Origin of the sequence: Paenibacillus phytohabitans, assembly GCF_013141775.1 — a bacterium.
Lineage (GTDB): Bacteria > Bacillota > Bacilli > Paenibacillales > Paenibacillaceae > Paenibacillus_AQ > Paenibacillus_AQ phytohabitans.
This window is the reverse complement of the sequence record NZ_WHOB01000069.1, coordinates 68,357-93,292: the sequence shown is the minus strand read 5'-3', so window position 1 is coordinate 93,292 and position 24,936 is coordinate 68,357. Positions and strand designations below refer to the sequence as shown.

The window sequence follows — 24,936 nt, the reverse complement described above, 5'->3', positions numbered from 1 at the left end:
GCTTACAATTACAGTATAATAAAAAATCCAAGCCCGTCTAATGTAGGCAGTCAACGATTATACATACTTTTGCAACGACTTTTTGGGCGGAAGTACAATAAATGATGAATTTTGCCGCTCTGTTTATTTAAACACCCAAAGAGACGGCATTATCTTTAGCAGCCCTTATAAGGCTGTTAAGACAATGCCGTCTCAAACCATATGGTGCTATATCAGGTTCAGCTGCTTATTTCTCAAGAAATCCTGTAGAGGGATTCGTAATGAAGAAGCCTTCTTGGGGAACATAGAAATACTGAATCCAGACACCGTCGAGCAGCGGTTGACGTGTATCCAGCACAATCTCGATACCTTTATCCGTGGCAATGACTTCATCATGCTCAGTCGGTGTATCAAGAGCAACATCATAGTGGCCGTGATTGCCGTGATCCTGAGTAATAATGACGCGGATCTTCTTGCCTTCCGCTTCAGGAGTGTTCAGCATATCCTTCAGAACCTTTGCAGCATTGCGGTTAACTTTAACTTTCATCCTCTAGCGACCTCTATTCTTTGTAATTTACAATAAGAAATTCATTATAACATAATATAAGGTGCTATATATAATTCAGCAATAAATTGCGCCAGCTGTTGGTGCAGCAAAAAGAGAGCCGGCCTGGGCTCTCTCCCGTTTTCTTCCATATACTTATACTGGCTGGAATTAATCTTACTTCGCTGTATACAGCTTAGTCTTCATCAGGGCTTCAAGGAAGGAGAACTTGCTGAATGCAGTCCCGCCTTGTGCCAGCGGATCAACCAGATTGACAAATACATTGCCGCCCTTCACAGCTTTCAGGCTCTTCCAGATGGCGTTCTTCTGCAGCTCTTCCAGTGCCTTAGGATTGTCTTTGTTCTCATCCGCCGAGAACTGTACAAAGATGTAATCCGGGTTGATTGCGGCAAAGGATTCCAGGGAAATATTCTGCTGGGCTTTGACCTGCTGTACTTCCTTCGGCACAGTTGCGCCCAGATCGGCATACAGGGAGCGGTTAAAGAATACGTCCTGCGGATAGAGGAACAGGCTGCCTGAGCGGATGCGCAGAGCAATGACCTTCTTGTCCTTGAGCTTCGGTGCAAGCTTCACTTTGGCTTCCTTCAGTTCCTTCTGGTATTTCAGAATCGCAGTGGTCGCTTCCTTCTGTTTGCCCGTAAGTGCTGCGAGCAGCTTCAGGTTGTCCATCCAATCGGTGGCGATATGCGATACTGGAATCGTAGTCGCGATCTTCGCCAGCTTCTCATTGGTCTCCGCCGGGAACTTCGTGCTGCTGAGGATAATATCCGGTTTGAGCTTCAGGATCGCTTCCAGGTCAGGTTCTGCCTTTTCCCCGATCGCTGTTACGCCGCTTGTTATTTTGGAAAAGATTGAAGGGAACTCACCACCGACAGTCAGTGCCCCCTTAGGTTTGAAATTGAGTACCAGTGCGTCTTCCAGCGCCTCTACTGCACCGGTAATGACAATATTATTGGTTTTGACCGGAACGGTGTATACCTTGCCTTTATAGGTAATCTTTTGCGTTGCCTGTGCGGCTTCCGCAACGCCTACAGGTACGACATTTACACCTGCGGCAGAAACGATACCCAGCGCCATAACACCAGCAAGTACCAAACCTGTTATTCTCTTAATCATAGCCTGCTACCACTCTCCATCATTTATTAATAATGATAATCATTATCACCATTACTAATATAATAGATTCATCTCCCCTTTTTGAACATGGATTATTGTCGTTAAAACCATGGACGATCTGCGTAAAGTGAATATTCCCTTAACTATTCTTTACGAATGAGTCCGCCCCTTCAGATTAAACGATAAACCTAATCCGGCTATGGCTACTACGGTCAGGCTCCAAAAAGCGGCATGGAATCCCTGCATCATATTCACCGGGAAGGTGAAAGAACTGTAATTCATCGTAATCGTCATTATGGCTATCAGCAGAACCCCTCCCATAGAGCTGGCTAACGAGCGGATCGAAATCGTCATTGGAGAGGCATGTGCAATCATCCTGGGAGATACACTTGCCATCGCATAGGCGGTAACAGGGGTCATAATAAACCCGATTCCCACCATTAGAAATACATAGAGCACAGCGAGTATAAGTATGGATGAATCCTGGGATAACATAAGCGAGATTAGCAAAGATACCCCGGCAATGAGGGTAAACCCGCCGCGAAGCACTATCTTCACTCCATAGCGGTCATATATTTTTCCGGAGATTACACTGGTACACCCCAACAGCAGCGCACCCGGCAGCAGCATCAGACCTGACTCCCTTGGCGTCAGCCCCCGGACATTCTGCACATATAACGGAATCAGCAGTTCAGCACCCACCATTACAATGAACATCAGCACCCCAATAATTGAGGCGAGGCTAAAGCTCCTGCTCTTGAACAGCCTGAAATCCAGCAATGGAACGGTAAGCTTCAGCTGACGCCTGATAAATAGAATTATGAACAATATCCCGCTTAGGATAACGGCCCCTGCCCATACCCGCGGGGCACTTTGATCCCCTGCCAGATTAACACCGTATAACAGACCGGCAAATCCGGTTGTTGATAATAGAATAGATATGTAGTCCAGCTTCTCCCGGTGTCTCTCCCCCACATTCTGCAGACTGAACGCAGCGAGCAGCAGATTGGCTATCACTATAGGCAGCAATGCATAGAAGAGAATCCGCCAGGAGTGATCCTGAACGACTAATCCTGACAGGGTCGGACCCAGCGCCGGAGCAAGGCCCATTACCAATCCGATTAACCCCATAGCCGAGCCTATCTTTCCCTTCGGGAACACCCTAAGAATCGTTGTCTGGAACAGAGGCATCAGCAGTCCTGCGCCCATGCCCTGAATAATACGCCCGCCCAGAATAAGGATAAAGTCCGGGGATATTCCCGCGATCAGTGTACCTGCTGCAAAGGCACTTGCCGAAGTGAAGAATAAACCTCTTGTCGTGAATCTTCCGATTAAAAATCCGGCAACAGGCACCGTTATGCCTGCAGTCAGATAGTATACTGTAATCAGCCACTGTGCCCTGCCTTCATTAATCCCCAAATCCAGCATCATTCTGGGCAATGCCGTATTCAGCATCGTCTGCATCAGCTGCCCGAGGAAATTCGCGATGACCAGCGAAGATACGATTAATCCGGGTCTGCTTTTCATTCCGTCTCCACCTGTCTCTCTTGTTATAAAATATATTAAAGATATACTAAGTCCTTAATAAAAGCGGACTACGCCCTCCACTTTAACTTCTGACAGATTGTTCCGTTAATTGGACAGGCAGTAAACACCTTCAATCAAAGACTTAATGTATCTACGATATATCCAAAAGTACAGATTGTCAATCTGTACTTACAGGAGTCCGCATGCTTTTACCACTGATTCTTTCACCACTGCTTACTTTACCACTCCTTCTCATAATCTGCCTTCAGCAATTCAAACTGGTTCCGTGTAAACCGGATCAGTCCATCCTGTGCCATCCGCTGCAACTCTCTGGATAAGGCACTCCGGTCCACAGTCAGGTAATCCGCCAGATCATTCCGGCTGAATGGAATTTCAAAGACGGGCGAATTATTTTTTTGGGCCTGCAGGCTTAAGTAGTGGATAATCCGTTCCCGCAGTGATTTGTGTGAGACCAGGTCAAGCTTCTGAACCATCGACCGGTTATTCTCAAGCAGCAAGGTCAGCATATTCTCAATAATCCGGCTCCTCAAATGACAGGTCGCCTGGCCCGGACGTACAATTTTGTTAATCTTGATGAACAGCACCCGGCACGCCGAGCCTGCAACCGCTTCGTAGCCGCTTGGCTCCTGCTCCAGACGAAGTGCGGTCTCCCCGATAATCTCCCCGCTCTCAAGCTCCGAGAATATGAACCGCATGCCCGAACTATTCTCTTTGCACAGCAGTACATTTCCCTGCAGAATAATACCCGCCGAATCCAGATATTCCTCCTGCTTGAAGATGACATCCTTCTTGGCGAAATCCTTGATGGTACCCTGAAGACAACCCAGTGCCTGCTGCACCTCGCTGATCATAAATCCTTTAAATAAGACCGTGCTTTGGATTTTGTTCATATATTGCTGCACATTTATCCGCCTCCTGTTGCCATGGCAACAGAGTCATTGTACAAACTCTGCTACAATTCAATAAATGAGAACGATTCTCACCTTTTCTCATTATACCAAATGTTAAGAATCATTCAATATATACAGGAGGACGGCATGAGCGGAATGACTGCAGGCACAGTATTTTATTTCAATGACATGATTAGCATCCGGCCCTATCAGATATCGAGCAGAACACTGAATATCACAGAAGGTTCGGGACAAGCCGCTGAAGCACCTGAATGGGTACTATACGGCATGGATAAGGATGAGACCATCAGCTCGGAGACCTCGCCCAGATCCAAGCTCATTCACGTACTGGAGGGAGAGCTCCACATGCTCATAGGAGAGCAGCCCTGTCCATTAACCGCCGGGGCAGCGGTAATCGTCCAAGCCGGTACCTGGCATGAATTCGCTGCGGAGAGCAGCTGCAAATTTCTGCAAATCAGCATATAACCTGGAGGTAGATCGTATGGAGCAAGAACACTATATTAAAAGATTGCCGCAAGCTGAAGTTATGGATTTACGGAAGATCATTACGGTGGAGGAGCAGCAGGTATCCAGCCTGACCCTGGTACAGCGCTCCAGTCTCGCCATGACACTGATCTCCCTGGATAAAGGCTCATCGATTGGCGGCCACTCCTCCCCTGGCGATGCCATGGTGAATATTCTGTCGGGCGAGGCTCAGATCACCATCGCGGATAAACCATACACGGTGCTGGCAGGGGAAACGATCATTTTGCCGGCTAATATTCCCCATGCGCTGTATGCTACAGAAGCCTTCCAAATGCTGCTGATTGTGGTCAAACCGGAGAAGAAGGAGCTGAGACACGTTGAAAAAAGAAGTCGGGCATAATTTCCTGGCCAAACTGGGCAAAAAGCGGCTGCGTCCCGGCGGTGTCGCTGCTACGGACTGGTTGATCCGGCATGCGAAGCTGACTAAAGACAGCCGGGTGCTGGAAGTGGCCTGCAACATGTGTACCACCTCTATCCAGCTTGCGCGGGAGTATAAGTGCCAGATTACCGGGATTGATATGGACCCCAGAGCACTTGAGAAGGCTGAGAAGAATATTAGAGATGCCAATCTGGAGGGTTACATCCAGGTCAGACAGGCCAATGCGATGAAGCTGCCTTTTGAGGATAACAGCTTCGACGTCGTGATTAACGAAGCGATGCTGACCATGCTGAATCAGGCGGCAAAGCAGAAGGCTGTAGCTGAATATTTCCGTGTGCTGAAGCCGGGCGGGGTTCTGCTTACGCATGACATCACTTTTGCGAAGAATAACATGGCCGGGGAGCTGGCGGAGCTGCGCCGGACAATTCATATTAATGTAGAGCCGCTGCCTGTGGCAGAATGGGAAGGACTGTTCAACTCCACCGGATTCAAGAAGATCGAACATTCTACAGGCACTATGTCGCTGATGAGTGTTAAAGGCATGATTCGCGATGAAGGTATCCCCGGTACACTGCGTATTTTCAAGAATGCACTCAAAAAAGAAAACCGCGCCCAATTCAAGAAGATGTATACCTTCTTCAATACAACAGGCAAAGACCTGAATTATATCGCAGTATGCAGCAGCAAGGACTGATGAAAAATCCCTGTGCCGCCTGGACTAAAGAGCTTATACACAACAAAAAGGAGCTGTCCCAAAAGCCATGAACTGGCTGCTTGGGATAGCTCCTGCTTTTGTAACAGCCTTCTTTGGCTGGGCTACGTTAAGCGCTCTGCTCTGAGATAGAGGCCATTACTTCGGCCGTTACATCTTTTCCACCCCTGAGGTTCGTGATCAATGCACCAATGGTATAAATCGGCCCCCAGGGAATTCCCCACCAGCCTACCACTGCACTAAGCAGTGTGAACTTGAGTCCCTTAGCAACGGCATTCTCGTCAGCTCGGATAAAGTAGATATTGGAGCTTCGTCTGAACGTCATCAGGATAACCGAGAAGCAATACGTGTAAATAACGAATTTTCCGCCTTGCTGTATTTGACTCGCAATACTTCCGCTGTCCATACCCTCGATGCCTTTTATGATCATTGTAATTCCCCTTTAGTGGTTATAGTCATTCCAAGCTGAAATTCCAATGTAGCTGGATTATGTACATGCTTCAGATATTCTTGGCATCGCCGGTGCTCGGGAAGGAATGCATCGCTATGATATGAATACGCCCAGCCAGACTAATATATAATCAATTACCATAGCGAGTCCGAACTGAATCACCGGGATAGCTGAAGGCAGCCCGATCAGGGCGATAATGATCGTATTCATCAAGGATGGGCCGAGTCCGATCCTTCATCTTGTGCAAGCATGCTCGTTACAAAATCAAATAGCAGCCAAGCAGTGCAGAACACTGTTGGCTGCTATGCTTATGAACTCATTGCTGGTAGCCTGATTAATCCAGCTGTGTTCCGTTGCTGGCGATTACATTCTTGTACCAGTAGAAGCTGTCTTTGCGGAATCTGGCCAGTGTGCCGTTCCCTTCATTGTCCTTGTCGACGTAGATGAATCCGTAGCGCTTCTTCATTTCGCCTGTTCCTGCACTGACCAGATCAATGCAGCCCCACGGAGTGTAGCCGATCAATTCTACCCCGTCCTCCAGCGCTTCACCCATGGTCTTGACATGTTCCCGTAAATAATCGATCCGGTAACCGTCTTGGATTGAACCGTCCGCTTCAACGGTATCTACAGCGCCAAGTCCATTCTCTACTACCATCATAGGAATACCATACCGGTTGTAAATATGGTTCAGGGACCATCTTAGCCCTTGCGGGTCTATCTGCCATTCCCATGCGCTTGCCTGCAGATATGGATTCTTCAGCCCCATCGACAGATTGCCGCCGATAGCCTCCTGGTCCGGCGCTGCACTCACGCAGGTGGATGAATAGTAGCTGAAGGTGTAGAAATCTACACAGCCATCCCGCAGTGTCTGCCCGTCCTCCTCCTCCACCTGGAGCTTAATATTCTTCTCCTTGAAGTATCTTGTGGCGAAGCCCGGATATGTGCCTCTGACCTGTACATCCGAGCAGAGGAAATTGCTCAGATTATCCTTTTGCTGCGCCAGCAGAACGTCTTCCGGATTACAGGTCAGCGGGTAAGAACACATGTAGGCAATCATGCAGCCGATCTGGAACTTCTCATTGATCTCATGCCCCAGCTTCACGGCTTTGGCGCTCGCGAGGAACTGGTGATGCAGCGCCTGATAACGCAGTTGCTCATTGTCGCCGATTGCCGAAGTGCCGAGCTCTGCATTGCCCTGCGGCATGATCGCTCCTGCCATGAATGTTCCGAACGGCATCGTCAGAATATTGATTTCGTTGAAGGTCAGCCAGTATTTCACACTGTCCCTGTATCTGTTGAAGATCACTTCACAATAACGGACATAGAAGTCAATCGTTCTGCGGTCCGCCCACCCGTTATAGGCTTCAGCCAGATGAAACGGGGTTTCATAATGGGAGATCGTCACCAGCGGTTCGATCTGATGCTTTTTGAGCTCGGCAAAGACCTGATCGTAAAATTGAAGACCCTCCTCATTCGGCTGCGCATCATCCCCATTCGGGAAAATCCGTGACCAGGCGATGGACAAGCGGAATACTTTGAAGCCCATTTCGGCAAACAAAGCGATATCCTCCTTGTAGCGGTGATAGAAATCCACTGCCTCATGGCTAGGATAGTTAGAACCGGCTTCAAGAACAGGTGTGATTCTTCTGGATACCGTATGCGTTCCGGCAGTAATCACATCGGCAGTGCTTAGTCCCTTGCCTCCAGCATCGAATCCGCCCTCCAGCTGATTGGCAGCGGTTGCGCCGCCCCACAGGAAATCCTCCGGAAAACTTTTATACATTGTGCTCATCATAGTTCCTCCTCGTTTGGGGTTTCTTTGCACAGATCAGATCATGACAGTCAGCAGATTCTCCCTGTAATCAATGCTCTTCAGGTCCGTCTCAATCACATCGAGATACTCGGCGGAATTCGAAATAATGACCGGTGTGGTCAGGGTATAACCGGCCTCTCTGATCGCCGCTACATCAAACTCCATCAGCAGCTGGCCTTTTTTGACCAGATCTCCTTGCTTGGCCTTTGGGGTGAAGTACTTGCCCTTCAATTTGACGGTATCCTTGCCCACATGAATCAGAATATCGACCCCGTTATCACTGGTGATCCCTATGGCATGCCCGGATGCGAACAATGTGGTCAGTACCCCGTCTACCGGTGAGTATACCTTGCCTTCCAGCGGCTCAATCGCGATGCCCTTGCCCATGGCTCCTGTAGAGAAGGCTTCGTCTGTCAGCTCGGACAGCGCTCTGACCTGGCCCTTCAGCGGACTACCCACAGTCTCCTGCTTCACCAGCGTATTGCGCGGGGTGCCTGTGCTCTTGCTCTCTGCAGCCTCTTCATCCTTAAATCCGGAGAAGAATACCAGAATAAAACCTAGAATGAAGCTGATTACAATCGCCGCAATTGCCCCGTAGAAGCCTTTATCCATTCCGTCCGGACTGATATAGCTTGGGATGCCGAAGATGCCCAGACCGCCGAGAATATAGCCCTTGGTGCCCATCAGACCGACAATACCGCCCCCGACTGCCGCAGCGACACAGCTTAAGACAAATGGCTTCTTGCGCGGCAGCGTAATCCCGTATATAGCAGGTTCAGTGACACCGAAGATGCCTGAGATGATTGCCGGAATAGACAATGACTTGAGCTTGACGTTCTTAGTCCGCAGCAGAATAGCCAGCACGGCACCGGTCTGGGCAAAGGAAGCCCCGAAGGAAGCTGCCAGAATCGGATCGGATTTCAGCACAGCCATGTTGTTGAGCGCAATCGGCACCAGACCCCAGTGCAGGCCGAAGATAACGAATACCTGCCAGAACGCGCCAACCAGCAAGCCTTCAATAACCGGGCTGAGATTGTAGAGGAACAGGGTTCCCTCTCCCAGCAGTTGTCCCGCCCAGGTGGAGATAGGGCCGATGGCGATCAGGGCCAGCGGAACGGTGACGAGCAGGGTGAAGAACGGGACCAGGAAGGTGCGCACCACACTCGGAATTACCTTTTTGAAAAAGCTTTCCAGCTTAGAGCCTACAAAGGTTGAGATGATGATCGGAATGACGCTGGACGTATAAGACATTAGGATGACCGGAATCCCCAGGAAGGTAATATAGACCGGAGATTCAAAGATCGTTCCGCTAAACAGCGTATAGAGCGGCACGCCGGTTGCCATGGTGCTGCCAAATGTCGGATACACCAATGTAGCACCAATAGCCATTCCGATAAAGATGTTGGCGCCAAACTTCTTCGCCGACGTATACCCGAGGAAAATCGGGAAGAAATAGAACAGGCAGTCCCCGAGCGCATTAAGAATCTGGTAGGTACCCGAAGTATTCGTAATCAGTCCCAGCGTCACAAACAGGGCAGTGAACCCCTTAATCATTCCTGTTGCGCACAGCACACCAAGCGTCGGAGAGAATACCCCGGAGATCATATCGATAAACCTGTTGAACAAGCTTGTTTTCCCGGCCGTGGCTGCCTCTGACCCGTCTTCCTGGAATCCGCCAGCAGCCATAACCTGGGCATAGACCTCAGATACATGATTGCCGATGACAACCTGATATTGGCCGCCGCTCTGAATGACTGTAACGATTCCATCCATATTTTTCAGCACATCTGTGTTCGCCAGTGTGTCGTTTTTAAGTTTGAAGCGCAGGCGGGTCACACAGTGGGTTAATCCGTTAACATTTTCTTTGCCGCCGACATTCCTGATAATTTCATTCGCGAGTGCATCATATTTCATCCTAAACCCTCCCATTCCCGATTAAAAAACAAAAAACGAAACCACACGGCAATATTCTGCCGATTTGGTTTCGCCTGCATGACCAGTAACAATCCAAAGGTTTTATTCAGTTTGTCTTTGTGTTACCCGCTGAATGTGAATCGTCAAGTACAGCCTTTCCTCATCCAGAAGCCGGGTGTCCAGGTACTGCTCAATTTTGAGTACACAGCTATGCGCCTTTTTGTATTTGGTCCGTACCAGCTTGAGCAGAAAATCATCAACTGACTCCACCGCTTCCTTCTTGCGTGACCGCTGGAAAAAATACCGCAGATGGGTAATGAACCGTTCATAGCTGACCGAACTCTCATCAATCTCGTTGTTATAGGAATATTTAACAATGTTGAGAATGTCATCGATCTGTTGCGTCTGTCTGGTGACATCAGCAATTCTATGACCGGAGCTGTTTATTTGCGCATTGATCAGATGCAGGGCAATATTGCCGGCTTCATCCTCCGGCAGGCGGATGCGGGTATAACTCTCAATGATCTGCAAGGCTTGAAATGCGATACCATATTCCTTGGGATAACAGCGCTGTATCTCCCAGATGAGCGGATTGGTATTACGGATCCCCTGGTCCCAGAGCCTAAGTGCATGGGTCAAATGGTCCGTTAATGTAACATAGATATAATCGCTTAGGCGCACCTTCAGGGAATGCTTGGCATATTCGATAATATCGTAGCTTAAAGCTACATATTCGGCGGGCGCATCTGCCATTAATGCTTTGAATTTCTCCGAAGCATCATTCTGCTTCAGTACAAACGTCTTCTCAATCAGGGATACATCGACCGGATCGCCGGCGTTCTTCTTGAATCCGATGCCGCGTCCCATGACCACCAGCTCATCTTTGCCTGAATCCTTGGCAATAATGGCGTTGTTATTGAAAATTTTCTCGATAATCAACCCTCTGCCCTCCTTTATCCCGAATTTCATTCATCAATACAGGATGTAGACGGATTAATCAAGGATTCCCGCGGCGTCCCGCAGGCCTTAACATAAAGAAAGGCAAAACCCAAAACACGTGACCATGTTTTGGGTTTTGCCTTTTCAGTAACAATCCCAAATTCAGAATAGCACTCTATTTCTCTTTTGGCAACAAAAATGTTTGCGCTTTCAATGAGCTTTATTCCGTCCCCAACCTTAACTTATTGTTGTAAAATGAGCTCATAGATTTGAAACCTATATTTATATGATTGGGGACAGATACATGCGATACGACTGTTTAATTGTAGATGACGAAGTGGAACTGGCGGAGACGACCAGTGAATATTTCAATCTGTTCGATGTCCGGGCGGCCTATGTGACAAGTGCCGCTGCCTGCCGGGAATTCATCCGGGAGCACACGGTCTCCCTTATCCTGCTGGATATCAATCTTGGCGGAGAATCGGGCTTCCAGCTGTGCAAAGAGCTGCGGCAGATTACGGATATCCCCATTCTGTTCATCAGTGCCCGCTCCAGCGAGAACGATGTTCTGATTGCGCTGGATATCGGCGGGGATGATTACATTCACAAGCCCTATACGCTGCGGGTCATGCTGGCCAAGGTAAAGGCGGTACTCAAACGTTATGGAAACGAGACCTCGGACGAACCTGAAGTACTCCAGGCCGGACCCTTACAGATTGATCCAGGACTGAGACGGGTCCAGCTGAACGGTGTGACGCTCAAATTGAAGACGATGGAGTACAAATTAATCAGCTATCTTATTCTGCATAAAAACCGGGTCATTCCCAAGGAAGAACTGTTCACAGCTGTCTGGGGTGAAGCCCTTACCGGAGACGGCACACTGAATGTACATATCCGCCATCTGCGGGAGAAGATAGAACAGAATCCCAATCAGCCCCGGTACATCAAGACGGTATGGGGCATCGGTTATGCCTTCGAGGATCAATAATGATGTCCAGAAAACTGCTGGTTACCCTGCTGCTGGTTGTTCTATGTACTTGTGCTGCTTATATGTTTCTACTGGGGAATATCAGGGACAGCGAGATCACGGATAGAGTGGCTATTAACAGCATCGTGAAGCTTACCGAACAGAACTGGGGAGCGGTCCGGGGGGATATGTATCCCGAGTCCCCGTATGATTTTGCTGTTGTGGATTCCTCAGATATACTATTGTATCAGTCAGCAGCCGGAATTGCAGGCTCGGTGAATGAAGCTATTAATCATCGTGACACGCTGATTGATGTAACTGTTCAAGACCTTGTTGTTGGCAAAGTAATTATTCATAATGACTACAGCGCAGTCTTTTCCCGGCTCAAGCTGAACTTCACCCTTGTCTCTGCTGCCGCGCTTCTGCTGCTGATCCTGCTCTGTCTGGCGTATATCCTGCAGCTGAACCGGATGATCTTCCGCCCTTTCCGCCAAATGCAGCGTTTCGCCAAGCATATCGCCAAAGGCGAGCTGGATATTCCGCTGGAAATGGACCAGGATAATATGTTCGGTGCTTTTACCGAAAGCTTTGATCTGATGCGCGAAGAGCTGGCGGCAGCAAGACATAATGAATACCTGGCCAACAAAAGCAAGCAGGAACTGGTCGCCAGCCTCAGCCATGACATCAAGACACCTGTATCCTCGATCAAGGCCATCACCGAGCTGATGCTCTTAAGCGCGGACAATGACAAAGTCAGCCGGCAGCTGAACACGCTGTACGCCAAAGCCGACCAGATCGATCATCTTGTAACCGATATGTTCCATGCCACAATGGAGGAACTCAATGAATTGCAGGTAAACACAACTGAAGAGCCCAGCACTCTGCTGGCTGTTTTAATTGAAAATGCCAATTATTATGAACAGATCACAGCTGCGCCTATCCCCGAATGTCTCCTGAGCACGGATCCCCTGCGCCTGCAGCAGGTGATTGATAATGTCGTGAACAATTCCTATAAATATGCCGGAACGGCCATTGATGTTGCCTGTGAGACAGTCGAGGGCTTCCTGGTGATGCAGTTCACCGACTATGGTCCTGGTGTACCCGGGGATGAGCTGCCGCTGCTGTTCAACAAATTTTACCGGGGCAGCCGGGCTGTACATCAGAGCGGTTCCGGACTGGGGCTGTATATCTCCCGGTATCTGATGCGTAAGATGCATGGCGATATCGTGTGCTATAGCAGCGGGAACGGTTTCATAGTAAAGCTGCTCATTCCGCTGGCCGGAAAGAATTAAGAATCTGCTAAGCTTCACGCAAAGACATGTTAAGAATATTCACCGTAGAATAAATCTGTAGCTATACATAAAGGCTGCAGCCATTATGGGATGCCGGCAGGTGCCCATTAATGAGTATGATCTAAATGGAGTGTCCAACCATGAGTGAACCGTCCAAAGCAGTATTGATGCAAACCAACAAACTGTGTAAAACCTTCTCTAATGGAGGTGTCCAGCAGCATGTCCTGAAGAATCTCGATCTGACCTTATATAAAGGCGATTTCACAGTGATTATGGGCAGCTCCGGGTCGGGTAAATCCACCCTGCTCTATGCCATTTCGGGGATGGACAAACCGACGCTTGGGGAAATTCTGTTTGAGGGCCAGGATATCACCGGCCTCAGCAACGATCAGCTGGCCGTGTTCCGGCGGAAACATTGCGGATTTGTCTTCCAGCAGATTCATCTGCTCGATACCATGAGTGTGCTCGATAATGTGCTGTCCAGTGCTTATCTGGTGCAAAAGGACAGGAAAGCGGCGGTAAACCGGGCCAAACAGCTGCTCACTGAAGTTGGCCTGGATGCCTCCAAGTGGATGAAGTTTCCGGCACAGCTGTCGGGCGGAGAGGCTCAGCGGGCAGGGATCGTCCGGGCTCTGATTAATACGCCTACCGCCTTGTTCGCCGATGAGCCGACCGGAGCACTTAACAGCGCAGCAGGCGCAAGTATCCTTGGCGTCCTGACGGAGATGAATTCGCGCGGCCAGAGTATCATTCTGGTCACCCATGATCTCAAGACTGCACTGCGCGGTAACCGGATTCTCTATCTTCGCGACGGCGTGATGGTCGGCGAATTGCAGCTCTCTTCCTACAGCGGGGCTGACGGACCGGAGCGGCAGGAGCAAGTCCGGGCCTTTTTAGCGGATTTGGGGTGGTAAGGATGTACAGTGTTCAAGGAAAACTGGCCTGGTCTAATATCCGCAAGCGGAAAAGCTCCACCGCCGCACTCTTTCTGCTGATTATGCTGGCCGTTGTGCTGCTGTATACCGGAGTCTCGGTAATTCTGAAGCTGGGTTCTTTTCAGGAACAAAAAATGACGGAGCTCAAAACGCCGGATGTAATCTCTTATTTCGCGACGGATGAACATCTCAAGGAGTACGAGGCTCTGTTGGATACTTATCCGTATACCGCTATGTGGGAGATGGAGCCCGCACTCCTGCTGTCTGAGGTAAGCATGAAATACGGACCAAGCGATATTACTACCGGATTGCTAATTCTGAATGCAGATCAGCAGCGGACCCTGGCTCCCTTCCGGACCATCTCTCCCGTCCATTCAGACGGTACCAATCTGATCTATCTGTCCTATGTATTCCATGTCGGTGCAGGCTACAATACCGGGGACAGCCTCTCCTTCACTTACGGGAACCAGGTGTATACCTACAAGATTGGCGGGTTTATAGAGGAGCCATTGATCGGAACACTTAGCAACGGTGCGCCCAAGGTGTTTATGCCGGGCAGTACCTACCGGGAGCTGGCTGTACGTACCGGCCAAACCGCAAAGTACAGCTTCCTCTCTGCAGCGGTGACTAATCCTGACAAAGCGGAGAAGCTCCGGCAATTGTTAAGGGAGCAGCTGTCCGCTTCCGGAACAAGCGCAACCTATGTTGTAATGAGTGCGCAGTCAGGCATATCCGGCAATCTGGTGTTTGTCAATTTCTTGACGGCGATCCTGCTTGCCTTCGCTCTTATTATGGTGGTCATCTCGCTGATCGTGATCCGCTTCCAGATTCTTGAGCATATTGAAGACCATATGCAGAATATTGGCGTGCTAAAGGCAAATGGCTATACCTCCTGGCAAGTGATTACAGCACTTCTGCTGCAATTTGCCTGGATCTCCATTGCTGCCGCAATTCCGGGCATAGCTGCTGCCGGAGCCGTCATGCCTTATGCCGGCAACCTGATCTCGTCATCCATAGGATTAATCTGGCCCGCGTCATTTGACATACTCGCTGCGCTAGTCAGTATGCTGTTCATCATGGCGATGGTTATGGCGGTCACCATTATGTCCAGCAGGCGGATCAGAGACATCACACCCATCGCGGCGCTGCAGAGCGGATTACTGACCCATAATTTCAAAAAAAACCGCATGCCGCTGGAACACTCTCCGCTTGGCCTGCAGTTTGCTTTGGGACTTAAAACCTTACTCCGGCAAACCAAGCAGAACATAATGATTCTGCTGATTGTCGCGGGGTTAACCTTTTCCAGTATCGCCTGCTCCATTCTGAATTACAACTTTACAGGTGACACGAATGCCGTTCTTCAGCTTGTAGGGTTTGAGCAAAGCACCATTCAGCTTGTACTGAACAGCGGCAAGCTTCAGCCGGAACGTATTGCCCAGGTGAAAAGCTTAGAGGGCGTACGCAAGACCACCCTCCTCGACAGCCTCGCAGCTTCTGTTCAAGATACCAGCATTACGCTGAAGGTATCCGATGATTTCGATACGATGGAGACGCAGACGGTGTACAAAGGCAGACCGCCGATCTATGACAATGAGATTGCTGTTTCCGGAATCATTGCGCGGCAGGAAGGAAAAACCATCGGCGATGAAATTGAGGTCAGCACGAACGGGGTATCCGGCAAATACCTGATCTGCGGGTTCAGCCAGCAAATCAATCAGCTGGGAATGGTTGCGACCATGACGGACAAAGGTCTGAAACGGCTGCTTCCGGATTACACCCTTACTACACTCAATGTATATCTGAACGAGGGAGCTGATCCTAACGTATTTACTCAGGAGCTTGAGCGTAACTTCCCCGGCCAATGGTCGGCAACCAATGTGGAGGAGATGCTGCAAGGGATGCTAGGCACGTTCACTTCAGCTATTACCTCCATGACAGCAGTCATAACAGCAGTAACAATTATTGTTGTTACACTGATTCTGTATCTGGTCATAAAAACCCTGATTCTGAAGCGCAAACGGGAATTCGGCATTCTGAAAGGGCTGGGATATACCACCTTTAATCTGATAACACAAATCACCTTCAGCCTGCTTCCGGTAGTAGCTCTTGGAGTGCTTGCCGGAAGCCTGCTGGGGTACTTTTACTCCGATACCGTGTTCGAAATGCTTCTGTCCAGTCTCGGCATTTATAATATTCAATTCGCGGCAAATTTGCCGCAGATTCTATTATTAAGCACGGCTCTTATCGCAGCCGCGTTTATCGTATCCCTGTTAGTCTCCCTGAGAATCCGCAGGATCAGTGTATATGGTCTGATTACGGAGTAGAATTAGCCTTGGCTGAATAAGAACTTACACGGATGATGAAGTGACCGACCGGGAATTTCTCCAACGCAGCTTATACAGCTCCGGCAGTACAACTCCGATCAGCACCAGAATCACTCCGGTCCACTGCAGGCCGCTTACATGCTCATGCAGTACGAACGAGGACAGCAGCACGGCAACCGGCAGTTCAGCGGCACCGAGAATACCAGCCATGCCTCCGCCAATATGCGGAACACCGATGGCGAACAGGACTGGCGGGATAAAGGCGCCGAACAATCCCAGCAGGAAGCCGAACAGCAGCAGCTGACTCCACAGCAAACCGTTAAACAGGAAGTATGGCGGGAACAGGATGAACAGCAGCAGCAGGCCGCCGGTAACCATCCAGGCGCTACGGTAAGCCGGATGCGCAGCCGGAACGGCTTTGCCGCTGAAGATAATGAACATAGAGTAGCTTACCGCAGATAACAGCCCGAGCATAAGCCCGAGTGCGTTAAACTCGGCAGCTCCCTGATTCAGAATCCCGGCCGCCAGCAGCGTTCCCCCGAACAGCAGGATCAAGGTCAACACGGTGATCTTATCGGGGCGCTGACGTTTGCTTACAGCCTGGATCAGCACGCTGATCCAAGTGAACTGGAACAGAAGAATAATCGCGAGCGACGCCGGAATATACCGGAGGGATTGGTAGTACAGCAGACCGGTAACCACTGTTGGCGCACCGGCGAGCATCAGCAGCAATCTGTGCTTCCAGGCCAGCTTCATGGCCGGAGCCTTGCTGACAGCAGCCGCGGCCGCAGTATTATTGCGGCTGCGCTGTTTACGGTTCTCTCTAACCTTAGTATATAAGGCCAGCAGCCAGGCAAGAATGCAGCCGGTCAGCAGCTGTGTACCAACGACTTCGCCCAGCTTATAGCCTTCTCCGTATGCTAATACAACAATTGTGGATAAAATGCCGTAGCTCATAGCGCCTATGAGCACGGAGATTAAGTATTTCATATCTTTCATTTCAATTATGCCTCCTGATTCTCTGTTGTGTCGGCCGCAACACGCAAATAATCCTAACTCCGGGATAGGGACCTGTGTAACAAAGTCCTTATCATCGTAGTTAGGAAGAGTAGGCTTCCTGTAGAAACCCTCGCCCTGATGTACCTGATGGCTGCGAGGTTATACGAGAACAATATGTAATTATCGGGTTGACGACTGTTCATATGTTACACGTCAAGTGAGCTGGCGTCAACCCTTAATTCTTAAAATTTGTGGAGTTACGGAACATAAACCTCAGCAACTGACTTAACTTTATCGTTGCTGGCGGTAATCGTATTTTGGACTCCATATCCGTTAATGCATTTTTCCTCAAGTTATTCAGCCCTTTCGGTCTACAAGTTGTAGACCGGAATGTCCAGAAGTTAAGCTGACTTGTTCATGACTGATAGTTCAAAAATGCATATTGTCCCCCATTATTAACAGACCCTGCACAGTATTTCTCTCCATTTACGAATCAAAAGGAGCAGTAGCTAAATATACTCTTGGAGGGGGTGTTAATCCTGAATAGTTCCGGACCTGTGAAGCTGCTGGGCATAATTGCCGGAGTCGTCATTCTGAACATTGCTATCTTATCGCCAGGCCTGCTGGGAGTAGCCATCGGCGGGTCCACTGCTCTTGAAACTGCAACAGGGGTAACCCTGCTGGTTGTCAGCCTGCTGATTGTGCTCTACGGGAGTTATACCCTGCTCTTCAAACGGGCAATTGTTCCCGCTGTCCCCTCTCTCGATTCACGGGAAGACTATATAGCTGAACTTAACCGCTACCGTAATGTGAGGGTACTGAAAGAGGATGTCGCCCTGGCCCTGGATCAGCTGGAGCGGATGGATAAGAAGAAGCAGACGCTGTTGAATGTTCTTGCCGGGCGTTTCGAGCGGACAGAGCTCAGTTTCCGGAAGTTCCACACGGTGATTCAAGACGTTGAGAAGCTCCTATACCTGAATATCCGCAGTATCTTGAACAAGCTAAGTGTATTCGATGCCGCCGAGTTCTCCCAATTTACGGGTACAATCAACTCCGGCAGATTCACAAGTACATTCATCCAGAAGAAGAACGCCTTGTTCAACGAATATTTCACCCATGTCAAAGGCTGTCTGGCAGCCAACGAGGAGATTCTGCTGAAGCTGGACCAGCTGCTGCTGGAGATCTCCCAGCTCGGAAGTGCTGATTATGACGCCGCTCTGGAGATGCCCTGCATGCAGGAGCTGACCGCCCTGATCGGGCAGACGAAACTCTATCAATAGTGAATCAGTAAGGAAAGGAAGATGATTATGGCCAGGAAAAGCAAAACATTCATCGTTCTGGGCCTCATTGCCGTGTCCGTCTTTGCGCTTGTCTACTTCGGAATCAGCCTGACCGCGAACTTGGGCAAATCCAAGACAGAGATCTCTGCAGAAGATGCTGATAAAAGGCTGAACAGGATCTATAAAGATATTAACGTGAGCAGTACCGCACCTGTAAAAGGGCAAATTGATCTTGATCCGGCAGCAGTCGGCGATTCATTGCCCGACATCTCCAAATTCCCGCTTTCTGTGAACAGTACAACGGACAGCTATGCCGAAATTTTCTCCTCGACCGAGAAATCCGGCACCGGCAACGACGGCTGGCTGAATGAAGTGGCCAATGACTTCAACGCTGCGGGTATCCTTGTGGACAGCAAGCCTGTCTCAGTCAGCATCCGTAATATTGCTTCGGGTACAGCCGCAGATTATATCCCCTCCGGCAAATATGTGCCTGACGCCTACACTCCGTCCAATGAGCTATGGGGTGAAATGGTCAAGGCAAGCGGCGTCTCTGCGGAACTTGTATCTGAACGGCTGGCCGGCAATGTGGCCGGGGTGGTCATGAGCAAGCAGAAATATGATCAGCTGGTCGGCAAATACGGCTCGATTAATGTGAAGACGATCACCGATGCCATTGCAGCGAATGAGCTCGCGATGGGCTACACGGATCCTTTTGCCAGCTCCACGGGATTGAATTTCCTCGTGACTGCACTGGGCACGTTCGACAGTACGGATCTGCTGGGGGCCAAGGCGGTTCAAGGCTTTGAGAAGTTTCAGGCGAATGTGCCTTTCATTGCCTCCACTACCCTGCAGATGCGGGATGCGGCGAAGTCCGGCATGCTGGATGCCTTTGTGCTGGAATATCAGACGTATGTCAATGCGGCGGATCTGACCAGCGGTTATGTGTTTACACCCTTTGGGGTACGGCATGACAGTCCGCTCTATGCACTGGGTGATTTGCCAAAAGAAAAGCTGGAGATCATCCGCAAGTTCGCCGAATTTGCCGTGCAGGACAAATACCAGACAGCAGCCTCGGACAGAGGCTTTAACGGTCTGAATGATTACAAGTCCGAGCTGGCTCCGGTGGACGGCCCCCTCCTCTCCTCAGCCCAGAAGCTGTGGAAGGAGAAAAAAGACGGCAGCAAACCGATTGCCGCAGTATTCGTAGCTGATGTATCAGGCAGCATGGCCGGCGAACCGCTGAACCGGCTCAAGGAATCACTGCTGAAGGGCCAGAAGTTTCTGGGCAAGGACAACAGCATCGGGTTTGTCTCCTACTCCAGTGATGTGACGATTAATCTGCCGATCGGCAAATACGACACCAATCAGCAGTCCATGTTCGTTGGGGCGATCAATAGCCTGCAGGCTGCCGGGGGGACGGCTACTTTTGACGGAATGGTCGTGGCCATGAAGATGCTGAAGGAGGAGCTCGCGCTGCATCCGGAGATGAAACCGCTGATCTTCGTGCTTAGCGACGGGGAGACGAACGAAGGACATTCATTGGATGAGATCAGAGGATTGATTGAGAGCTACAAAATCCCCGTATATACAATTGGATATAACGCCAACATCAAGGCGCTGGAGAGCATTTCAAGCATCAACGAGGCGGCTAATATCAATGCAGATACTGAAGATGTGGTCTACAAAATGGGCAATCTGCTCAATGTGCAAATGTAAGTCCCATAATCCCGAAGGAGGGTTCCCATGTCATTCTCAATGGAAATTCCCAGCCCTGAGAAGCTGAAAGAGGCCGTCGAAGAGCAGGTGCAGCCGGAGCCGGAGGAAGTTACGAAGCTGAAGGAACAGGCGCTCAGCAATGTGTCGAGTATTCTTGAGCTTGATTTCGATTCACTGGAGAAACGTAAATCAGTGCTGCAGTCGATTGACAGCTTCGGGATGGGCACCATGCGCTCCTCTTCGGAGAAGAATTCGCTCCTGCAGGTATCTGTAGGTAATCTCTCCAAGACCGGTGATGAAGGCGGCCAGGTCGCCAAGGGATTAACAGAACTGCATCTGCAGCTGAAGGATCTGGACCCGAGTGCAGTTGATTTTGCCAAAAGCGGCTTCCTGGGCAAGTTCTTCCATCCCCTGCGCAATTACTTCGCCAAATACCAGAAGGCGGATAGTGTCATCTCCGATATCATTCTGTCTCTGGATAGAGGCAAAAGCGTGCTGAAAAATGATAATACCACCTTAGAGATTGAGCAGCAGACTCTGCGGGAGCTGACTAAACGGCTCAAAAAGGAAATTCAGCTCGGCATCCTGATGGATCAGGAGATCGAGACGCAGATTGAGGCGGCTAAGCAGCGCAGTGAAGACGAGGATAAAATCCGGTTCATCACCGAAGAAGTCCTATTCCCGTTACGTCAGAGGGTAATGGATCTGCAGCAGATGCTGGTGGTCAATCAGCAGGGGATCATGGCCATTGAAGTCGTAATCCGCAACAACAAAGAGCTGATCCGCGGTGTGGACAGAGCACGGAACGTCACGGTATCTGCGCTCAAAATTTCGGTTACGGTCGCAAGTGCCTTATACAATCAGAGGATCGTACTCAAAAAGATCGAGCTGCTGAACCAGACCACCAACAACCTGATCAGCGGCACCTCCAAAATGTTGAAGGACCAGGGCGCGGCCATCCACAAGCAGTCGCTCGAAACCAGTATTTCCGCTGACACCTTGAAGCAGGCGTTCACGGATGTCCTCTCTGCGCTCGATTCTATCAGCACCTACAAGCAGGAAGCCCTTCCTAAGATGCGGGAGACGATCAACCAGTTCCGGGAACTGGCGGATAGCGGCGAACAGCAGATCCGGCGGCTGGAAAAAGGCAGTACGCTGGGGTTATAGCACTACTGTGCATAGGCAGCAGCAAAGCAGAGCATGGCGGATTAACGCCGGATGCTCTGTTTTGGTATGTGCCTGTTAATTCACTATTATGCGTGTGCGGCCTTCACCATAGTGAAAATTGAAATTATTGCGCTGCGGCGCAATAATTTCGCGAGTTCAACTGCTGGTTGGGGTGAAGGTCTGATCACTTTTGGATAATCCTGCCCAAAATACAACATTTTCCTTATTATTCCGGCTATAATCCGGAATTGTTGTACGAAATGCAGCATTCCTCCTACTCCAAGCGGCTTTACGGGAAAATTCTTGTATTTCATACAACAATCTGCCGGAACACCCGGATATCGGGGAGGCCAAGTTGTAATACGTACAACATTTAAGCCTATTCGTTATGAAGCTTAAGAATCTCAGGTTCTGCTGCAATGAATCAGGTGTGAAGATTTGAATAAACCGCTTGTCACATAAGCGTTGATTAGCGTTGATTAGCGTTGAGCGGTTACTCGTTTAGTTGTCATCTAAAGTGCAGTTGATCTAGCTGTAAACAACACTTCAGAGATTCCCCCCAGCGCTCCAGAGGTAATAAGAAGACAAAGGGGGCTGAGCTATGCGTTGCAATAATACGAAACCGCGGACTTCTGTACAACCTGTCATCTGGTTATTGTCTCTCTTCTTCCTGCTCTTAAGCTGCGCCACCTGGTCTCCCCGGTCCTCTGCAGCCGGCTTCGCCGCTTCCTGGCCCTACAAGGCAGATGTTATACATAGCCAGCAGATGGTTGTTGTCGAAGCGAAGTCCATCCATTCTCAGACTGGCCAGCTCTCTCTTTATCAGAAAGCTGGCGGGCAATGGCAATCCGTCCTCTCAGAAATTCCCGTCTCCTTGGGCAGCAAGGGCATCGGCAAAACCAAGGAAGGTGACGGGCGGACCCCCTCCGGTATCTACCACCTCGGCTCAGGCTTCGGATCAGCAGCGAATCCCGGGGGACTTCGTATCTCCTATACAAGAACGTCTAAACAGGATTACTGGGTCGATGATTCGTTCTCCAGCCAGTATAATCAATGGGTGAACTATGCCGGCAATCCGGATCAGCGCTGGCGGTCTTATGAGCGGCTCCAGCAGCCCCTATATAAATACGCTATCATTCTGAAATACAACGATGATCCGGTTGTGTCCGGCAAAGGCAGCGCTATCTTTCTGCATATCTGGAGAGCCGCTGGCAAGCCTACTGCCGGCTGCATTGCCATGTCGGAGTCTAATCTGCTTCAGCTGATGAGGCTGCTTGACCCTGACCTGTCTCCGGCCATTGCTATTGGCATATCCGGCTGATACAAAACCAGCGACTTTTTTAGCAAATATTGGTTTGTATATCCTTCCGTACTAATGTATATTTATACAGTTACTGTAATGAATATACCTGTGCCAAGGAGGGATACCACGATGCATTTTCTGGATATAAGCCAGCTCACCGCTGAGCAGATCCTTGAAATATTTGAATTAACCGATCAGCTTCGTTACAGAAGCCCGGAACCTTTACTTGAAGGAAAAACGATGATTCTGTTCTTCCCCGATACCAGTCTGCGGACCCGGATCAGCTTCGAGAAAGGCATCAGGGACCTCGGCGGAGCCTATATTACATTTCCGCCGGAAGCCCTGGACAAGAAAGAATCTCCCGGCGATATGATCCGCTATCTGGAGAACTGGGGTGACGGAATTATCGCCAGGCATCCGGACATGTCCAAGCTGGAGGCCTTATCCTCCCATGCCTCTATTCCTGTAATCAATGCCATGACATCACATAATCACCCCTGTGAAATTCTGGCTGACCTGTACGCCCTGCGCTCCATCAGAGATAACTACCGGGAACTGACCTACACCTTCGTAGGTCCGGCAGGCAATATATCCAGAAGCTGGATGGAAGCCGCCAAGGCCCTGAACCTCTCTTTCAATCATGTATGCACGGCTGGAAAAGAGATGGGAACAGATACCCCTAACTATAAATATCACACCAGTCTGGATAGCATTCTGCCGGAGAGCGACGTTATTCTTACCGATTCTTTGCCAGTGACATGCCTGACCCAGGAGTATCTTGGCGCCTATCAAATTACCCTTGAGCGGATGAAGTCTGCCAAACCGGATGCCATCTTAAATCCTTGCCCCCCATTCTTCCGCAATGAGGAAGTAAGTGAAGATGCGATTGCTTCGCCTTATTTTGCCGGATTCGGATTCAAGAAAAGCCTGATCTATCTGCAGCAGGCCATCCTTATCTATTGTTTGTCCCGTTAACTTCAGGACCTGATTAATCCTGTTCAATTAATAATGGGCTTAAGAGCAGTTTTCAGATAGCTTTCAATTCGAGGTGTGAAGCGGTCATCCGAGGCATCAAGCATAGGCAGCAGCTTCTGGATTATTTGCAGAATACGGCTATCCCCGGGCCCCTCCAGCAGCACATTCTCATAGGCTTTTTTAAGTGCAGGGTCAATAGCTTCGCCCTCATAATCATAAGCCGGAGTGTTGTCCGTCCCGTAGAACGTTCGCGATGCTGCGTATCCAAGCTCCGTTTGGACTGCGCTGACTCTATTAGACTTCGGATATTTCTGGACAAAATCCTCCATGATTACCGCTCTGGCAATAACCTCTTCCCACGTAATGACGATTCCGGCATCGTAGGTCGCCGGGCGGTTGCTCTCTGAGGCCATGAGATCTATATAGGCGGCAATATCTTTGGCTACGTAAGGTTTAAAGGATTTGAAGCCCTCGTAATGCATTATCGGATAATACATCCCCTCACTAGTCTCCATTTTATAACCCATGTCTCTCGATTCTATTAACAATTTCCGGATATTGGCCTCCTGAACCGCGCCTAACAATCCGCTGTACGTTAGCCCGCTCTTGGCTGCAGCTCTATCAATTACTTGCTGGACTTGCTCCGGGTAGAGTTTCTCCGCGAAAGTGTCAAGCCGGGCTGCCTGTGCATTCTCCAGCTGGAGCGTCATTACAGTAGCATACCAGGAGCCTGCTTCACCGATATGATTGAGCAAATAGTTCCGCGCCTGTATGAGGTTGGCGGGATTCATAATGTACTTTTGAAACTGGTTATACACGGCCTCCTTCTCTGTGAATGCTGCCGCAGTGGCCTGAGGCGTAGAATTTCCTGTAACAATGCTGCCAAAGATCAGAACTAGGCTTAGTAAAGCTCCTTTACACCATACCGGCAAATTGAAATGTAATCTTCTCATCTGCTAACCTCCCGAAGAATAGATGTCTGTCTGATAGCTGAACTTAAGTTTAGCTATTCTCTTATTACCCGATTACCGGATAAGATGCCCCCGGATGGCAGAATTTGAGCTGTTTGCAGAAACTGGCCGCATCGCTCCAGCGGATAATATTTACATACCGGCTACGGTGTGAG

22 protein-coding genes and 1 riboswitch are annotated in these 24,936 nt (G+C 49.7%); of the genes, 12 read left to right on the top strand and 10 right to left on the bottom strand.

Translation table 11 applies throughout. The features are described from left to right. Window positions 1-226 precede the first annotated feature (226 nt). The 4 genes from GC101_RS23760 to GC101_RS23745 all read right to left on the bottom strand — a co-directional run bounded on the left by GC101_RS23760 (window position 227) and on the right by GC101_RS23745 (window position 4,110). A complete protein-coding gene (locus GC101_RS23760) occupies window positions 227-526 on the bottom strand; it encodes an iron-sulfur cluster assembly accessory protein (protein WP_171719294.1) in 300 nt (99 codons plus the stop codon). A gap of 174 nt (window positions 527-700) precedes the next feature. Continuing rightward, complete coding sequence (locus GC101_RS23755; RefSeq protein ID WP_216626728.1) at window positions 701-1,660, bottom strand: ABC transporter substrate-binding protein; 960 nt, start codon at window positions 1,658-1,660, stop codon at window positions 701-703. Between the two features lie 150 nt (window positions 1,661-1,810). Beyond that, window positions 1,811-3,187, bottom strand: a complete 1,377-nt coding sequence (locus GC101_RS23750; RefSeq protein WP_171719293.1) for a DHA2 family efflux MFS transporter permease subunit — start codon at window positions 3,185-3,187, stop codon at window positions 1,811-1,813. A 239-nt stretch (window positions 3,188-3,426) separates the two neighbouring features. Beyond that, window positions 3,427-4,110: a cyclic nucleotide-binding domain-containing protein gene (locus GC101_RS23745; protein WP_171719292.1), complete on the bottom strand. Its 684-nt coding sequence runs from the start codon at window positions 4,108-4,110 to the stop codon at window positions 3,427-3,429. Window positions 4,111-4,245: 135 nt separating this feature from the next. On the opposite strand from GC101_RS23745, the gene GC101_RS23740 reads away from it, so the two are divergent. The 3 genes from GC101_RS23740 to GC101_RS23730 are packed head-to-tail and all read left to right on the top strand — an operon-like array spanning window position 4,246 to window position 5,717. After that, entirely contained in the window at window positions 4,246-4,584 is a 339-nt protein-coding gene (locus GC101_RS23740; protein WP_171719291.1) for a cupin domain-containing protein, read from the top strand. A 16-nt stretch (window positions 4,585-4,600) separates the two neighbouring features. Next, entirely contained in the window at window positions 4,601-4,984 is a 384-nt protein-coding gene (locus GC101_RS23735; protein ID WP_171719290.1) for a cupin domain-containing protein, read from the top strand. Continuing rightward, complete coding sequence (locus GC101_RS23730; protein WP_171719289.1) at window positions 4,962-5,717, top strand: class I SAM-dependent methyltransferase; 756 nt, start codon at window positions 4,962-4,964, stop codon at window positions 5,715-5,717. The genes GC101_RS23735 and GC101_RS23730 overlap by 23 nt, the downstream gene beginning before the upstream one ends. A gap of 127 nt (window positions 5,718-5,844) precedes the next feature. Here the strand turns inward: GC101_RS23730 and GC101_RS23725 are convergent, their stop codons facing one another. The 4 genes from GC101_RS23725 to licT all read right to left on the bottom strand — a co-directional run bounded on the left by GC101_RS23725 (window position 5,845) and on the right by licT (window position 10,852). After that, complete coding sequence (locus GC101_RS23725; protein WP_171719288.1) at window positions 5,845-6,165, bottom strand: hypothetical protein; 321 nt, start codon at window positions 6,163-6,165, stop codon at window positions 5,845-5,847. Between the two features lie 355 nt (window positions 6,166-6,520). After that, window positions 6,521-7,978: a 6-phospho-beta-glucosidase gene (locus GC101_RS23720; RefSeq protein WP_171719640.1), complete on the bottom strand. Its 1,458-nt coding sequence runs from the start codon at window positions 7,976-7,978 to the stop codon at window positions 6,521-6,523. A gap of 36 nt (window positions 7,979-8,014) precedes the next feature. Next, window positions 8,015-9,913 carry a beta-glucoside-specific PTS transporter subunit IIABC gene (locus tag GC101_RS23715; RefSeq protein WP_171719287.1) on the bottom strand — a complete coding sequence of 633 codons (1,899 nt, stop codon included), beginning with the start codon at window positions 9,911-9,913 and terminating at the stop codon, window positions 8,015-8,017. A 102-nt stretch (window positions 9,914-10,015) separates the two neighbouring features. Next, the gene (licT, locus tag GC101_RS23710) at window positions 10,016-10,852 is read right to left on the bottom strand and encodes a BglG family transcription antiterminator LicT (RefSeq protein ID WP_171719286.1); all 837 of its coding nucleotides are present in this window, start codon (window positions 10,850-10,852) and stop codon (window positions 10,016-10,018) included. 304 nt (window positions 10,853-11,156) lie between these two features. On the opposite strand from licT, the gene GC101_RS23705 reads away from it, so the two are divergent. The 4 genes from GC101_RS23705 (at window position 11,157) to GC101_RS23690 (ending at window position 16,370) form a co-directional block, all read left to right on the top strand. Then, complete coding sequence (locus GC101_RS23705; protein ID WP_171719285.1) at window positions 11,157-11,840, top strand: response regulator transcription factor; 684 nt, start codon at window positions 11,157-11,159, stop codon at window positions 11,838-11,840. After that, entirely contained in the window at window positions 11,840-13,111 is a 1,272-nt protein-coding gene (locus GC101_RS23700) for a HAMP domain-containing sensor histidine kinase (RefSeq protein ID WP_171719284.1), read from the top strand. Before GC101_RS23705 ends, GC101_RS23700 begins: the two co-directional genes overlap by 1 nt. 140 nt (window positions 13,112-13,251) lie before the next feature. Next, window positions 13,252-14,025, top strand: a complete 774-nt coding sequence (locus GC101_RS23695) for an ABC transporter ATP-binding protein (protein WP_171719283.1) — start codon at window positions 13,252-13,254, stop codon at window positions 14,023-14,025. 2 nt (window positions 14,026-14,027) lie between these two features. After that, on the top strand, window positions 14,028-16,370 hold the full coding sequence (locus tag GC101_RS23690) for an ABC transporter permease (RefSeq protein WP_171719282.1): 2,343 nt from the start codon (window positions 14,028-14,030) through the stop codon (window positions 16,368-16,370). Window positions 16,371-16,394: 24 nt separating this feature from the next. On the opposite strand, the gene GC101_RS23685 is transcribed toward GC101_RS23690, so the two are convergent. Further along, on the bottom strand, window positions 16,395-17,360 hold the full coding sequence (locus GC101_RS23685) for an EamA family transporter (protein ID WP_171719639.1): 966 nt from the start codon (window positions 17,358-17,360) through the stop codon (window positions 16,395-16,397). An 86-nt stretch (window positions 17,361-17,446) separates the two neighbouring features. After that, window positions 17,447-17,556: riboswitch (purine riboswitch) on the bottom strand. A 343-nt stretch (window positions 17,557-17,899) separates the two neighbouring features. Here GC101_RS23685 and GC101_RS23680 point away from each other — a divergent pair. The 5 genes from GC101_RS23680 (at window position 17,900) to GC101_RS23660 (ending at window position 23,810) form a co-directional block, all read left to right on the top strand. Beyond that, complete coding sequence (locus GC101_RS23680) at window positions 17,900-18,649, top strand: hypothetical protein (protein ID WP_343049817.1); 750 nt, start codon at window positions 17,900-17,902, stop codon at window positions 18,647-18,649. Between the two features lie 27 nt (window positions 18,650-18,676). Then, window positions 18,677-20,365, top strand: a complete 1,689-nt coding sequence (locus GC101_RS23675; RefSeq protein WP_171719281.1) for a vWA domain-containing protein — start codon at window positions 18,677-18,679, stop codon at window positions 20,363-20,365. 27 nt (window positions 20,366-20,392) lie between these two features. Next, window positions 20,393-21,532, top strand: coding sequence for a toxic anion resistance protein (locus tag GC101_RS23670; RefSeq protein WP_171719280.1), 1,140 nt, complete (start codon window positions 20,393-20,395; stop codon window positions 21,530-21,532). A 601-nt stretch (window positions 21,533-22,133) separates the two neighbouring features. Then, window positions 22,134-22,853 (top strand): L,D-transpeptidase family protein, encoded by a 720-nt coding sequence (locus GC101_RS23665; protein WP_246354485.1) that lies wholly within the window; start codon window positions 22,134-22,136, stop codon window positions 22,851-22,853. A 111-nt stretch (window positions 22,854-22,964) separates the two neighbouring features. Then, window positions 22,965-23,810, top strand: a complete 846-nt coding sequence (locus tag GC101_RS23660; protein WP_171719279.1) for an ornithine carbamoyltransferase — start codon at window positions 22,965-22,967, stop codon at window positions 23,808-23,810. A gap of 23 nt (window positions 23,811-23,833) precedes the next feature. On the opposite strand, the gene GC101_RS23655 is transcribed toward GC101_RS23660, so the two are convergent. Beyond that, window positions 23,834-24,763 carry a hypothetical protein gene (locus GC101_RS23655; RefSeq protein ID WP_171719278.1) on the bottom strand — a complete coding sequence of 310 codons (930 nt, stop codon included), beginning with the start codon at window positions 24,761-24,763 and terminating at the stop codon, window positions 23,834-23,836. Window positions 24,764-24,936 lie beyond the last annotated feature (173 nt).